Source organism: Vibrio phycocola (assembly GCF_054404255.1).
In genome coordinates this window covers 188,542-201,271 of record NZ_JBTAMQ010000002.1, presented here as the reverse complement: position 1 = coordinate 201,271, position 12,730 = coordinate 188,542, and the positions used below count along the sequence as shown (strand labels likewise).

The following is a 12,730-nucleotide window of genomic DNA, read 5'->3' as shown; positions in this document are numbered from 1 at the left end:
CATTAGAGAGACATACCTTCTACGGGTTAAACTTCATAGAATCCAAGAAACATCGCAACAGCATCGTCTATTGTTTTCTGCGCCACTGAATCACTTAGTGGCGCTGCTCCTTCCAGTAATTGTGGCCAAAATGCGTTGGCTTTTAACAAACTGAAAAATTGTCGGCTGGCATTGTTCTCATCCATTTTCTTTAGTTTGCCATCGGCGACCGCCTCTTTAAGCCATAACTGTAAACCGTTTTGTAGACCGCTCATTTCCCCCAGAGCACTGGCGGCTAATTCAGGGGAGCGAATGCATTCAATCATCATAACTCGAGCGACCTTTTGGTAGCTTAACTGTGAGAGAAGATCTAATTCTGCTCGACCGATACTGAGTAATTGCTCTGAGAGAGTCGCTTTCGGGTTGTAAGGAGCACACTCCGTCTTCTGACTAGCTTCAAGTAGATGAGCGACGACCTTTTGGAATAAGATTTCTTTGCTTGGAAAGTGGTTATACACCGTTCGTTTTGATACGCCGGCCTCAGCGGCAACCACATCCATGCTTACCGCTTTAAACCCTTTGGCGGTGAATTCCTGTAAAGCGGCTTCGACTATTGCTTCGCGTTTTTGCTCACTGATCGTCTTTTTTTTATTTTTCTCGTTACTCATTTACGTATGGCTTATTTCAACGTTAAAACACAATATTACACTAACTAGTTTACTTTTGGTAATTAGGTTGTAAACTACACCGTATAGTTTACTTTTATGGTTTTCCAATGAAACGACGATGGTGGGTATTAATAATGGCACTGCTAAGCTGCACGTTTTTTAAAGCAACACAACCAGAAACAACAAATTACAAAGATAGCCCTCAGTATCTCGACAGTAAATTTGCGAACACCAGTGGCGCAAAAAGTATGGATGCCTCTCGTATACCCTCGATGATTTGGCGTTATATTGCGGAAAAACGAATAGAGCCGACACCGGTGCAGCCGATCCCTGTCCATGAAATAGAATTGCCCGGGAACCCTGATAGCACCCAATTGGATTTGTATCGCCTGGGGCACTCTAGCACTTTGTTTAATTTGCACGGTCAATACTGGCTCATCGACCCGGTATTTTCTGAGCGTACGTCTCCAGTTCAATGGATAGGACCGAAACGCTTTCATCAACCACCGATTGACTTAGAAAACTTGCCACTCATTGCTGGCGTTATTATTTCGCACGATCATTATGACCATTTAGACAAGGATACGATTCAACAAATTCATCGCCAAGTAGAGAATTTTGTTGTGCCATTGGGAGTGAAACGACACCTCACAAAGTGGGGCGTAAGTAGTGATAAGATCGTTGAACTCGACTGGTGGCAACATACAACAATGGGACATGTGGAAATTACCGCAACGCCCGCTCAACACTTTTCTGGCCGTGGTGTAAATGATGGAAATAAAACGTTATGGGCATCGTGGGTGATAAAAAGCGAAGATAGATCCGTATTTTTCAGTGGTGATTCTGGTTATTTCGATGGTTTTAAAGAGATCGGAGAACGTTACGGCCCGTTTGACATAACCTTAATTGAAAACGGTGCGTACGACAGGGACTGGCCAGACATTCATATGACGCCAGAGCAAACACTTCAAGCGCATTTAGATGTACGAGGTCAGGCATTGATGCCAGTACACAATGGTACGTTCGATCTAGCATTGCACCCTTGGTACGAACCATTTGAACGAATTTTTGCGTTAGCAGAGCAAAACAATGTCTCGTTGGTGACGCCGCAGATAGGTGAGAAACTCTCGATAAATGACATGTCTAAAACATCGGCATGGTGGCGAAAGAAGTAAATGAGTCACCCTATAGAAGCGGTGAAACGTTGGCTTAGCGTTTAATGCTGACGGGTTAAATACATGCAACTCAATGAGGCAAGGGTGACCATAATCACACCTTGCCAGAAAGTGACTCCTAAGCTGATTCCAAACACCAGTGACGAGAAAAACGCGGAAAAAATCGGCGTGAAATAAGACAAAGTGGCCAGTAGCACCATGTTGCCGCCAATAATTCCTATGTTCCACATTCCATAACCACCCGCCATGGCAAATGCAGCCAATCCTAAGTTGAGTACGGCACTACCGTTCCACGTCATTGGCGGTTGGTCAGTAAGAAGAAATTTAACCCAAAGAGTGGTTGCGGTTGCAATGAAAAACCATGTGATTGCATTTTGCCCATTGGCGAGTCGCTTGGTTACATTGCAGTAAATCGCCCAAATAAAAGCGCCACTGAAGGCGAGGGAATAACTCACGGGATTCGTCGCGATATTCTCGGTAATTCGCGAAATCGAAAGTCCTTCTTCACCGGTTACCGTCCATGCGACCCCAAAAAACGCCATCGCCATTGCCGGGTATAACCATATGCTCACACGCTGGCGGGTTACGACGACAGCTAACATTACGGTTAAAGCAGGCCAAAGGTAATTAATGACACTCATCTCAACCGCTTGGAATTTATTGTTTGCCATGCCCAAGGTTAGGGCTAAGCACATCTCATAACAAACAAATAAACCGCCCCCAATGATGAGATAGCGGGGAGAAAATCGACTCAATTTGGGTAAGCCGATCACCAAAGCGAGCAATACCGAACTTAAGGTATAAATCATCGCTGCTCCACCGACAGGGCCTAATGATTCTGCGACGTTGCGGATGAAAGGAACAATGGTGCTCCACAGTAAGATAGCGACGCATCCAGCTAAGGTGTATTTGTGTGCTGAAATCAAAGAATACCGCCACGTTAAGAAAAGGAAAGAATGTATTAAGTGTTTAATTTACTTGATGTCGATTGAAGAGATCAATCTCTTTATGCGTGTAAGATACTGCTACCGAGCAAGGTTTCGCAGTGGAGACACGTGATCTTCAAAAGGGACATGCCGCCTTAGAAATGATCGGTCTTCAACACAGCTAGGGCTATCGATTCGGTCCATTCTGAAGTGTCGAAAGTCGTCCCGTTCTGGGTCCCATGCGACCAAATACCAGAGTGGTGGCAAGATTAACATTGCTTGTGGCTCGACTTCCCGATGGGTGGTGGTTCCTTTTGCATCACAATAACCAAAGCGCACGTATTTTTGCTCCAGAAACGAAGTTTCGAAGGTCGTTAGCAAAGAGGCGTCCAATTGTCCCATGTTGGTGATGTCTATTTGAGGCGAGAGTTTTCCGACATACAAACATGCTAACAATCGTCGAAGATCGTGCAACTTTTCTGATGGGAGCGATTTTTCAATTTTGGCGAGTGCCACATCCGCAAGCCCGGTGAAGGGCATTCCTCCTATAGCATCCATTGATGCGACGCCAATTAACAACGCAAACACTTCGGCAACCGAGAACGTCACGGTTGCTTTTACTGATCGCGGGTCAAGTTGTAGCCCACCACCTCGTCCCGGTTCTGAATGGATCACAAACCCTTCATCACGCAGTGCGGTTAAATCACGTAAAACAGTGCGTTTAGACACATCAACTTCACGTGCTAACTCCGCAACGGTCGAAGTGCCGTTACGGCGTAGGCAACGAATAATAGCATCGTGTCGTAGTCGAATTGTCATTGGATAAGCTTACTCATTAATAGTGACAATATTTGTCACTATTAACGTATATAAATATGACTCCGACGTCAGTAACTATTTATCGTTATTGCGTCATCCGTATATCTACATCCTTGTATTAAAAGTACCTGTAGGAGACAAGAAATGTCTAATCTAATCGATTTTCCAAATCCAGCGCTAATTTCTGTGAATGGTATTACCCTCGAAGTGTTTGAAGCCGGTCTACAACATAAAGGTAACCCAATCGTGCTTTGTCATGGTTGGCCCGAACATGCCTACTCATGGCGTTTTCAAATCCCAGCGCTCGTTGATGCGGGCTACCATGTCATCGTTCCCAACCAGCGAGGGTATGGTAATTCCTCGCTGCCAGAGGACGTGACGGATTATGACGTCACTCATTTGACCGGCGATCTTATCGCGTTATTGGATCATTACGGGTATGACGATGCCACATTTGTTGGCCACGATTGGGGAGCGATGGTGGTATGGAGCTTGGCTATGCTGCACCCGAGCCGAGTGAATAAGGTCATCAACTTAAGTTTGCCTTATCAAGCACGAGGAGATGTTCCTTGGATTGAGTTGATGGCGCAAATACTTGGTAGCGATTACTATTTTGTTCATTTTAACCAACAGCCGGGTGTCGCCGATTTAATATTAAATCAGAATACTCACCAATTTCTTCGTAATCTATATCGTAAAAACGTGCCGATTTCTGAACCCGAGCCAGGCATGCAGATGATCAACCTTGCAAAAGCGACCACTCCTCTGGGTGAGCCGGTTATGACCGAAAGCGAGTTAGCAATTTTTGTATCGGCTTTCGAATCCACAGGGTTTACTGGCAGTATAAACTGGTATCGTAATCTCGATCGTAACTGGGGGTTATTGGCGGACGTTAATCCTATCGTTCATCAGCCAACATTGATGATTTATGGAGAGCGAGATTCGATTCCTCAAGCACAGAATCTTTCAGAGTTCGTACCTAATGTGGATGTAATCAGCCTAGATTGTGGTCATTGGATTCAACAAGAACAGCCGGAACAAACTAACCAAGCAATCGTTAATTGGCTGGCGCAAAAAGCACATTAAATTCGTGACAAGTAAATGATTGCAGGGTGACTGCCGTCGCTCGCTTGATCTGAAACAGTCCATCTAGTGTAGACACCGAGGCAATGCTCGCACTTTAAAGCTGAACATTGCTCTATCCAACAAAAAAACTAGTAGTACTTATAGAAAAGGTCTAAAATTAGCACTTAATTTAATGCTAATTTGGTGGCGTGATGAGACAAGTTCTAGCTGATTGTTCAGCAAGTATTTCAGAGTTAAAGAAAAATCCGACAGCTCTTTTAAACGAAGCTGATGGTGCTGCTATTGCTATTTTAAATCACAATAAACCAGCAGCTTATTTAGTGCCTGCTGAAACTTACGAACGCCTCATGGATATGTTAGATGATTACGAGCTTGCTAAGCTCGTTGAAAGTCGCAGACTTGATTTATCAGACGCTGTTGAAGTTAACGTCGATGACTTATAGATTAAAGTTTATACCGGCGGCGCAAAAAGAGTGGAGTAAGCTAGCTCCGCCAATCAAAAGTCAGTTTAAAAAGAAACTCATTGAACGTCTCGAAAACCCTCATGTTCCTGCTTCAAAGCTACGTGGTTATGATTCTGTCTATAAGATCAAATTGCGTAGCGCTGGTTATCGATTGGCTTATGAAATTATTGATGACGAAATCGTTGTCTATGTACTCGCAATAGGGAGAAGGGACAAGGAGGCAATTTATAAGAAATTAGCTTCCCGCTCCGAGTAGCAATTCAATAAATACGCTAAATACCGACTACCAAAAGGAACACACATGACATTGGAAACCGAGCGACTTATTCTGCGCCAGTGGAAAAGTGACGATTATAAGCCTTATACTGAGCTGTGTTCTGACGCCAATGTTATGCGGTACTTTCTAGCCCCGCTTTCACGTCACGAGAGTGATGAGCAAGCGATAATGATTCAAACCCTCATTGCAGAACAAGGATGGGGATTTTGGGCGGTTGAATTAAAGTCTACTAATCAATTTATCGGCTTTGTTGGTTTACATAGTCAAAGCGCTGATAGTGGTTTACCAAATGCACCGTTTATTGAAATAGGGTGGCGATTGTCTTCGGAATTCTGGGGCTTTGGTTATGCACCAGAAGCGGCAAAAAGGGCTTTGAAATTTGCTTTTGAAGAGCTTAATGCGCCTGAAGTTTATGCATTTACCACCTTGCAAAATAAACCATCGCAGCGAGTGATGACCAAGGTCGGAATGGTCGATAGTAACCAGAATTTTGATCACCCAAAAGTTACTAAGGGTCACCCGTTAGAGCGTCACTGCTTATACAAAATCACCAAACAGCAATGGTTAGAAAAGCCTATATTCCCGTAATAAGAAAGTCGATCGCAGCAATACTCTCGCTTTTGAATAGAGAATTCTAGTTGGGTGTCGGTTCATTTGAAGGTTTATTGGGGTAGTTCTTTTGTTTATTGTAAGTTCTATAAATGTTTTGTTGACATGAATCGAGTCCTCTATCAGTATGAATTCTATGAATATAAACTTACCGCACCACTCAGCTCGAATTATCATCATTCCATAGGAATGGTGGGATTTGTGATGCGTTAATATTTTATCAAACCCGCCCTAGAGGCGGGTTTTTTATCTCTGCTTCTTGGGAATCACCCTAATTGGAGGAGTTAACATGAAAAAAGTCGCGGTATTCGGGAAACCAGCAAATGGTAAATCAACGTTAAGTAAAAAATTGGCACTCGCCACAGGCATAACATTATATCCTTTAGATTCAATCTTATATCAGCCAAATGGTGACGAAGTAAGCCGAGAAGATTACGAGAAAACTCATGAACGCATTCTCGCTTCTGAGGAATGGATCATTGAAGGTTTTGGGCCACTAAATTCATTGAAGTCGTTTCATCAGCGTTTGGACGAAGCCGACACTTTAATTTATATAGATTTACCCTATTTAGTGACCTATTGGTTAGTGGCAAAACGGTGTTTCAAAGGAATATTTCGCAAACCAGAGGGATGGCCAGAAGGAAGTTCAGTACTTAGCGGAACATTGGAAAGTTATAAAGTATTAAAAATGTGCCCAAAATTCTGGAATGACGACTTTTTGCAGGCATTAGAAAAACGTTCAATAACCAAGAAGCTCTATGTGATTCGTTCGGTTTCTGAGTTAGATAGATTTGTTGAGAAAAATGTGAAATAAAGGAATGTCACAACAGAGGACAAATGCGCAGCGTGTGAGGTTAGATTATATACCATAAGAAAAGGAAGTCGTATGATGAAAACATTTCAAGGTTCATGTCATTGCCAAGCGGTACAGTTTGAAATAGAAACAGACTTATCAGAACTGACCACGTGTGATTGCACTATTTGTCTTAAAAAGAACGCGCTCATGATTAAAGTTCACGAAAGTGCAATGAGAATCACCGCGGGTTTAGAATCACTGACGACGTATCAGTTTCATTCCAACACGGCCGAGCATTACTTTTGTAAAGTCTGCGGTATTTACCCTTTCCATCGTAAGCGTGTCACACCAGATTATTTTGGGGTAAATGTATTTTGTTTGGAGTCTTTTGACACAACAAATATTCCAGTACGCGCCACGGTTGGGGCAGGGATGAAATAGTAGCCACCGTTAGCATTTAATTCAGAATACAATTCAAATTATTGTGCAGTATTATCGTGACCCGATTTTCTTCAGGAGGTAAACATGATGACGTTAAGTTTTAAATGGTCGAGACTGGATTCCTTAAGTGTTATGGAGTTCTTTGAAATAATTAAAGCACGAGAATCCGTTTTTGTGGTTGAACAGCAGTGTCCATATCAAGAAACTGATGAAATGGATCGTGATTCATGGCATCTCGCGGTGTCTTTAAATGATGAGCTTGTTGCGTATGTGAGAGTCGTTGATCCTGGTGTGAAATATGCCCAACCTTCAATAGGTCGAGTAATGACGTTGCAACCATTTCGGCATTTAAAAATAGGTCGTCCGTTAATGAACGAGGCGATTCGTTTTACCGAACACACCTTTCCGAAGTTGGGGATTAAAATTGGTGCTCAAGTTTATTTACAAGGTTTCTATGAATCCTTGGGGTTTGAGGCTGTAAGTGAACCATACGATGAAGACGGAATCCTGCATTTAGACATGTTGAAGCCAACCAAATCAGAAAGCATGTGATACTCGGTATATTATTTAGGTCAGTATCCGAAAACTGTTCAGGTGAACTTATGAAAAATATTGCTTTAGGCGTCGTTATAAGAGAAGGGAAAGTGTTAATTCAGCAACGCTTTAGACGAAATCAAGGAATGGTATTTGAGTTCCCCGGGGGCTCGATTGATTCTGGTGAGTCTAGCGTTGAAGCGGGAGTGAGGGAGCTTTGGGAAGAGACAGGCCTAAAGGATTTAAAATATCTAGGCAGTCATCAAGCCGTCAACGACTTTGGTGGCGAGATTCATTATGTCGTCTTACGCGCAAGCCGAGATAATGAACCTTATATGACTGATGAGGTAAGGCAACAAACTTTCTATTGGTTAGAGCCAGCAGAGGTCCCCCTAGGCGATTTCTATCGAGCAGATATCGACTTTATTCGAAATCACCTGATCCAGTTTATTTAGTAGGTGACTTATTAATGATTAACTAGCATTGGCAGTATGTCGCTGAGAGCCGTTTCTTTATATTGGTCTTCAAGTGCTCGTCTCATTTTGCTGCCATCCAATAGCACGGGTTGCTGCCAAAGGTATTGCATTTTCATGACTTCACTAATTAAGGGTACAAAAGGCGCGATGAGCTTAAATGCCCACCACGAAAATTTTGCGGCATGCAAGGTTTTACTATTGGCGATACAGGCTTTATCCCAGTCATTTTGAGAGAGCTTTAGCCCGTCGTCATGCCATACTTCATAGGACGATTGCGGTAAGGACATAAGCATGGCGGTGTTGTCACATAGGTCGGGTAAGAACGACCAAAAGTGCACATGCTGCTCATTATGTGGAAACTTAATTTTTACGCGATTGTGCTTCTGCTTTAAGATCATCGATATCCAAGTGAAATTAGTGTCGGGGCCGATAAAATCACCCGCGCGTACAATGGATACTTTTGCACCCTGTTGGCTCGCTTGATAAAGTCGGTTCTCCATTTTCACTCGAATTTCACCTTTTACCGATACGGGCTTCATCACAACGTCTTCGGTAATATAGTGCTCTTGAGGTGCTAAGTTATACACGTTCCCTGGAAAAAGGATTCGACTCGTGAGTTTCTCTGCGACTCGAACGGTGGGTTCCAATAGCGCCATGGCTTCGGTTTCCCAGCGATGATAAGCCGGGTGAATACCGTATACGATAAGTTCTGCTCCCAAGGCTGCTTCCTCGATCAGAGCTTCATTGTTTGCATCCCCGACCCAAATGTCATTGGTATCTAACCATGCTGGCGCTTTTACAGCTTCGCGTACCAATACTCGAATGTTCCAGCCTGCGTTTCGTAACGAACAAGCCATTTGTGATCCAAAGTTTCCGGTAATACCTAAAATTAGTGCTGTTTTCATCTTGTTTCCTCCTTTAGCTAACGATATTCTACAATTCGATAAGGAATAGTGAATATCAGTTTTGCACTATCGGATATTCATAAATGAATAGGAAAAATGAATAGCAAAAAATGAATAGTAATAATTGGCAATGGTGGCAATACTTCCTTGCGATTGCAGAAGCAGGCAGTTTAAGCCAAGCCTCGAATCATCTAGCGGTCTCTCAACCGACATTGAGTCGGCAACTGCAAGCGATGGAAAATCGGCTTGGGCAATCGCTTTTTGATCGAAGTACTCAAGGGTTAATCCTTACAACCTTTGGCGAGCGCCTGCTAGAAGATTGTAAACAAATGCAGATGAGCGCACACCGCCTTGAACGCATAGCGGCTGGGCTAGCAACTTCATTGACAGGGCGAGTTCGCTTGGCCGCTAATGAAATGCTTGCACAATATTATCTACCTAAATTGTTACCTCTGTTTATGGATACTTACCCTGAGGTTTCGATTGAACTTGATGTGAGTAATCACGCTAGCAACTTAGATAAACGTGATGCAGATGTCGCGATTCGTATGTTTGAGCCGACTCAATTGGACTTAGTCTGCCGGCGGATTTGCAATATTTCATTAGGCTTTTATGCGAGTGCTGACTACCTCGAGAGAAACGGCACCCCAAACACCGCCGACACGCTCTTTCAGCATCGAATTATTGGCTATGATCGAGATCCACAATTTGAAAAAGGCGCGCAAGTGATGGGTTGGAGTGTAAGTAATGAGCAGTTTTCAATCCGAACGGATTTTATGCCAATGCATCTCGAGCTTGCGCGCCATCATGGGGGGATTATTGCTAGCCACAAGCGTTTGTGCAGCGAAGCTGGTCTGCAAGCGATTACGTTCGACTTTGAGTTGCCGGAATTGCCAGTGTATTTGGTGTGTCACAGGGATGTGCAGCACAATAAGAAGATTCGAGTGTTGATGGATTTTCTTAGCCAACACTTACCGACGGTGTTAGCTTAAAAATATTGTGGTTGAGAAGATGAAGCTTAATTCTTACGCTCATTCACAATATTCCTCGCCTTCGAAGTGCTCTAATTCACCATCATTTACATGATCAATAAACGTTGAATATTGCAAAGCTCTTGATTTAGTGTCAGTTGTCAGAGCTTCGAGTGAACTAATTAAATTCGACAGATCATTTAGCTCAACGCCTCTTGCAAAATAACACGCTTCTATCTTTCTCGAATTGAGTTTTAAATTGTAGGCAAGCTCTAGTGTTTTATTATTTTCTTTAGAAAAGTCATTGGTCATAACAGACTGAAGATTACGAGCATTTTGTTTAATAACAGTTCTAATGGGATCTTTGACTTGTAATGCTTCAATATACGCTTCAATGTCATCGCGAATACCATCTTGATTTTCATCAGGGCCAGCGATGTCGTCACTACGATCTAACTGAGGTTCAAACGCTTCGTATAACAAGGTGAGTTGTTCATTGATCGTCGATTGAGATTGTAGATCGCTAACCATTTTACCGGGTAACGTTAAGGTGACAGAGCCAACTTCAATCACTATTTTGTTTTCGCTACATGCGCTCAACAAGAAAACAGCAAGTAGGTATGTGGTGAATGTAGAAAGGTTCATCAAACAAGACCATTAGAAAAATTATAATCATCAATTTATCATTAATAGCCAGATGGCACTGGTTAATTTCCCACCTTCGAGCACGCATTCTTATTCTCAATACACACAAAGCTGGATTGAAGGTTGCTATAACTTAGTCGTAAATTGAAGGATAAAAAAAGCGCTGCTAGTGCAGCGCTTGAGGGTATTAAGCATTATTTATTTAGAGGGATTTCTAAACGGTGGCTTCGGTAGATGACTCATTCTGTTTAAGAAAAGCATAGGTGAAACCCGTAACAGCCGTACCTGCAATGATAGCGACAAGATACATGATGACTGGCGAAATGGCTCCTGGGATCAACAATACAAATAAACCACCGTGGGGCGCCACAAGTTGTGCTCCGACTAGCATAGATAAAGCACCGGTTAGAGCGCCACCAATCATACAAGAAGGGATAACACGCATTGGGTCTTTGGCTGCAAAGGGAATCGCGCCTTCAGAAATAAAACACATACCAAGGACAAAAGAGGCTTTACCCGCTTCTCGTTCACCGGCTTCAAATTTACTTTTTGCGAGGAAGGTTGCCAATCCCATTCCAAGAGCTGGAACCATTCCTGCAGCCATGATTGCTGCCATTGGCGTATAGGTTTGCGAAGCAAGTAGACCAACACCGAACGTATAAGCGGCTTTGTTGACTGGGCCACCAAGATCGAAACACATCATTGCCCCAAGGACAATGCCAAGAAGTACCGCATTTGTACTGCCCATATTATTCAGGAAGTCGGTCATTGCAGCCATGATGCTGGCAACAGGCCCGCCAATTACGTATATCATGACTAGGCCAGTAAATAAGCTAGCAAAAAAAGGTATGATTAAAATTGGCTTAAGCGCTTCCATTGACTGGGGTAGTGACACTTTGTCGACGATGAATTTTGCCGAGTATCCCGCGATAAGACCCGCGACAATGCCTCCTAAAAAACCTGAGCCTGTTGAGCTTGCGAGCATTCCACCAATAAGTCCGGGTGCTAAACCTGGGCGATCGGCGATAGAGAAGGCAATAAAACCAGCAAGAACCGGGATCATCAGAGCAAATGCGCTACCTCCTCCTATCGACATTAGCGCGGCCGCTAAGGTTCCTTCTTCTTTAAATGCCTCAATACCAAATATGAAAGAAAGTGCGATAATCAGACCACCGGCGACAACAACCGGAAGCATGTGCGACACCCCGGTCATTAGATGCTTGTAGATTCCTTTTTTCTCTTCAGGTGCCTTGGTTTGGCTATTGTTATTGCCAGGTTGGGTATAGGTTGTCGCCGAAGCAAAGGCTTGATTGATTTCTTGCTCTGGTTTCTTCAGCGCAAGACTGGTACTGGTTTTGTAAAGTAGCTTGCCTTCGAACTGGCTAAGCGGAACATCAATATCCGCCGCAATGATAACGACATCAGCTTCCGCAATTTCTTGGGCAGTGAGTTGGTTCTTGGCACCTACTGAACCGCGAGTTTCGACTTTTATCGTGTGTCCAAGGCGCTTGCCGTGTTTCTCAAGAGCATGAGCGGCCATGAATGTGTGTGCGACGCCAGTCGGACAAGCGGTGATCGCTACAATTTTTTTACCGTTACCTGATGGTGGTGTGAATTCTATTGGCGCAACCGTCGTGCCTTGTTCAAGAGTCGTTGCGTTGTCGATAGCTTTGTTTAAAAAGGCTTTAGGATCGCTTGTGCATTCAGAAATACTGGCTTGATACACCTTCTTTCCAACAAAGCGCTGAGTATCAACAGGCGTGTTAGCAGCAATAATGATGACATCTGATTCTGCAATTTGAGCATCTGTGAAGGGGTGAGCATCCACGACGTTAGAGTGGCACTCAACTGTCGCGTCGTGTCCGAGTATCTTTGCAGCTTGATCAAGCATTCCGGCAGCGATTAGGCTATTTGCTACGCCACTGGGGCAGGCAGTAATTATTGAGATTTTCATAGACT

The 12,730-nt window shown here is 43.5% G+C and carries 16 protein-coding genes; 10 read left to right on the top strand and 6 right to left on the bottom strand.

Annotated features, from left to right (window positions below; all coding sequences use genetic code 11):
- Window positions 1–26: 26 nt before the first annotated feature.
- Window positions 27–647, bottom strand: coding sequence for a TetR/AcrR family transcriptional regulator (locus tag ACXJY6_RS04505; RefSeq protein WP_456051802.1), 621 nt, complete (start codon window positions 645–647; stop codon window positions 27–29).
- 107 nt (window positions 648–754) lie between these two features.
- Here ACXJY6_RS04505 and ACXJY6_RS04500 point away from each other — a divergent pair, with 107 nt between their 5' ends.
- Window positions 755–1,822 (top strand): MBL fold metallo-hydrolase, encoded by a 1,068-nt coding sequence (locus tag ACXJY6_RS04500; protein ID WP_456051803.1) that lies wholly within the window; start codon window positions 755–757, stop codon window positions 1,820–1,822.
- A gap of 41 nt (window positions 1,823–1,863) precedes the next feature.
- Here ACXJY6_RS04500 and yddG read toward each other — a convergent pair whose 3' ends face one another.
- Both yddG and ACXJY6_RS04490 read right to left on the bottom strand, forming a co-directional pair.
- A complete protein-coding gene (gene yddG / locus ACXJY6_RS04495; RefSeq protein WP_458767530.1) occupies window positions 1,864–2,748 on the bottom strand; it encodes an aromatic amino acid DMT transporter YddG in 885 nt (294 codons plus the stop codon).
- 99 nt (window positions 2,749–2,847) lie between these two features.
- The gene (locus ACXJY6_RS04490; protein ID WP_458767529.1) at window positions 2,848–3,567 is read right to left on the bottom strand and encodes a helix-turn-helix transcriptional regulator; all 720 of its coding nucleotides are present in this window, start codon (window positions 3,565–3,567) and stop codon (window positions 2,848–2,850) included.
- Between the two features lie 144 nt (window positions 3,568–3,711).
- Here ACXJY6_RS04490 and ACXJY6_RS04485 point away from each other — a divergent pair, with 144 nt between their 5' ends.
- From ACXJY6_RS04485 to ACXJY6_RS04450, 8 genes are all read left to right on the top strand, one after another.
- Window positions 3,712–4,653: an alpha/beta fold hydrolase gene (locus tag ACXJY6_RS04485; RefSeq protein WP_458767528.1), complete on the top strand. Its 942-nt coding sequence runs from the start codon at window positions 3,712–3,714 to the stop codon at window positions 4,651–4,653.
- Between the two features lie 191 nt (window positions 4,654–4,844).
- On the top strand, window positions 4,845–5,096 hold the full coding sequence (locus ACXJY6_RS04480) for a type II toxin-antitoxin system Phd/YefM family antitoxin (RefSeq protein WP_458767527.1): 252 nt from the start codon (window positions 4,845–4,847) through the stop codon (window positions 5,094–5,096).
- Window positions 5,086–5,373, top strand: coding sequence for a type II toxin-antitoxin system RelE family toxin (locus ACXJY6_RS04475; RefSeq protein ID WP_458767526.1), 288 nt, complete (start codon window positions 5,086–5,088; stop codon window positions 5,371–5,373). Before ACXJY6_RS04480 ends, ACXJY6_RS04475 begins: the two co-directional genes overlap by 11 nt.
- A gap of 45 nt (window positions 5,374–5,418) precedes the next feature.
- Entirely contained in the window at window positions 5,419–5,982 is a 564-nt protein-coding gene (locus ACXJY6_RS04470) for a GNAT family N-acetyltransferase (RefSeq protein WP_458767525.1), read from the top strand.
- A 310-nt stretch (window positions 5,983–6,292) separates the two neighbouring features.
- Entirely contained in the window at window positions 6,293–6,817 is a 525-nt protein-coding gene (locus tag ACXJY6_RS04465) for a P-loop NTPase family protein (RefSeq protein WP_456051809.1), read from the top strand.
- A 72-nt stretch (window positions 6,818–6,889) separates the two neighbouring features.
- Window positions 6,890–7,240, top strand: coding sequence for a GFA family protein (locus ACXJY6_RS04460; RefSeq protein ID WP_456051810.1), 351 nt, complete (start codon window positions 6,890–6,892; stop codon window positions 7,238–7,240).
- An 84-nt stretch (window positions 7,241–7,324) separates the two neighbouring features.
- On the top strand, window positions 7,325–7,792 hold the full coding sequence (locus ACXJY6_RS04455; RefSeq protein ID WP_458767524.1) for a GNAT family N-acetyltransferase: 468 nt from the start codon (window positions 7,325–7,327) through the stop codon (window positions 7,790–7,792).
- A gap of 50 nt (window positions 7,793–7,842) precedes the next feature.
- Window positions 7,843–8,229 (top strand): NUDIX hydrolase, encoded by a 387-nt coding sequence (locus ACXJY6_RS04450; protein WP_458767523.1) that lies wholly within the window; start codon window positions 7,843–7,845, stop codon window positions 8,227–8,229.
- 11 nt (window positions 8,230–8,240) lie between these two features.
- Here ACXJY6_RS04450 and ACXJY6_RS04445 read toward each other — a convergent pair whose 3' ends face one another.
- Window positions 8,241–9,155 (bottom strand): Rossmann-fold NAD(P)-binding domain-containing protein, encoded by a 915-nt coding sequence (locus ACXJY6_RS04445; RefSeq protein ID WP_458767522.1) that lies wholly within the window; start codon window positions 9,153–9,155, stop codon window positions 8,241–8,243.
- A 110-nt stretch (window positions 9,156–9,265) separates the two neighbouring features.
- On the opposite strand from ACXJY6_RS04445, the gene ACXJY6_RS04440 reads away from it, so the two are divergent.
- Entirely contained in the window at window positions 9,266–10,147 is an 882-nt protein-coding gene (locus ACXJY6_RS04440) for a LysR family transcriptional regulator (protein ID WP_458767521.1), read from the top strand.
- Between the two features lie 39 nt (window positions 10,148–10,186).
- Here the strand turns inward: ACXJY6_RS04440 and ACXJY6_RS04435 are convergent, their stop codons facing one another.
- Window positions 10,187–10,771, bottom strand: a complete 585-nt coding sequence (locus ACXJY6_RS04435; RefSeq protein ID WP_458767520.1) for a chromosome partitioning protein ParA — start codon at window positions 10,769–10,771, stop codon at window positions 10,187–10,189.
- Between the two features lie 214 nt (window positions 10,772–10,985).
- Window positions 10,986–12,725 (bottom strand): PTS fructose transporter subunit IIBC, encoded by a 1,740-nt coding sequence (gene fruA / locus ACXJY6_RS04430; protein WP_458767519.1) that lies wholly within the window; start codon window positions 12,723–12,725, stop codon window positions 10,986–10,988.
- Window positions 12,726–12,730 lie beyond the last annotated feature (5 nt).

Excerpts from the sequence above, each read along its gene's own strand:
- ACXJY6_RS04505 (WP_456051802.1), bottom strand. The coding sequence starts at position 647 with ATGAGTAACGAGAAAAATAAAAAAAAGACGATCAGTGAGCAAAAACGC.
- ACXJY6_RS04500 (WP_456051803.1), top strand. The coding sequence starts at position 755 with ATGAAACGACGATGGTGGGTATTAATAATGGCACTGCTAAGCTGCACG.
- ACXJY6_RS04490 (WP_458767529.1), bottom strand. The coding sequence starts at position 3,567 with ATGACAATTCGACTACGACACGATGCTATTATTCGTTGCCTACGCCGT.
- ACXJY6_RS04485 (WP_458767528.1), top strand. The coding sequence starts at position 3,712 with ATGTCTAATCTAATCGATTTTCCAAATCCAGCGCTAATTTCTGTGAAT.
- ACXJY6_RS04480 (WP_458767527.1), top strand. The coding sequence starts at position 4,845 with ATGAGACAAGTTCTAGCTGATTGTTCAGCAAGTATTTCAGAGTTAAAG.
- ACXJY6_RS04475 (WP_458767526.1), top strand. The coding sequence starts at position 5,086 with ATGACTTATAGATTAAAGTTTATACCGGCGGCGCAAAAAGAGTGGAGT.
- ACXJY6_RS04470 (WP_458767525.1), top strand. The coding sequence starts at position 5,419 with ATGACATTGGAAACCGAGCGACTTATTCTGCGCCAGTGGAAAAGTGAC.
- ACXJY6_RS04465 (WP_456051809.1), top strand. The coding sequence starts at position 6,293 with ATGAAAAAAGTCGCGGTATTCGGGAAACCAGCAAATGGTAAATCAACG.
- ACXJY6_RS04460 (WP_456051810.1), top strand. The coding sequence starts at position 6,890 with ATGATGAAAACATTTCAAGGTTCATGTCATTGCCAAGCGGTACAGTTT.
- ACXJY6_RS04455 (WP_458767524.1), top strand. The coding sequence starts at position 7,325 with ATGATGACGTTAAGTTTTAAATGGTCGAGACTGGATTCCTTAAGTGTT.
- ACXJY6_RS04450 (WP_458767523.1), top strand. The coding sequence starts at position 7,843 with ATGAAAAATATTGCTTTAGGCGTCGTTATAAGAGAAGGGAAAGTGTTA.
- ACXJY6_RS04445 (WP_458767522.1), bottom strand. The coding sequence starts at position 9,155 with ATGAAAACAGCACTAATTTTAGGTATTACCGGAAACTTTGGATCACAA.
- ACXJY6_RS04440 (WP_458767521.1), top strand. The coding sequence starts at position 9,266 with ATGAATAGTAATAATTGGCAATGGTGGCAATACTTCCTTGCGATTGCA.
- ACXJY6_RS04435 (WP_458767520.1), bottom strand. The coding sequence starts at position 10,771 with ATGAACCTTTCTACATTCACCACATACCTACTTGCTGTTTTCTTGTTG.
- fruA (WP_458767519.1), bottom strand. The coding sequence starts at position 12,725 with ATGAAAATCTCAATAATTACTGCCTGCCCCAGTGGCGTAGCAAATAGC.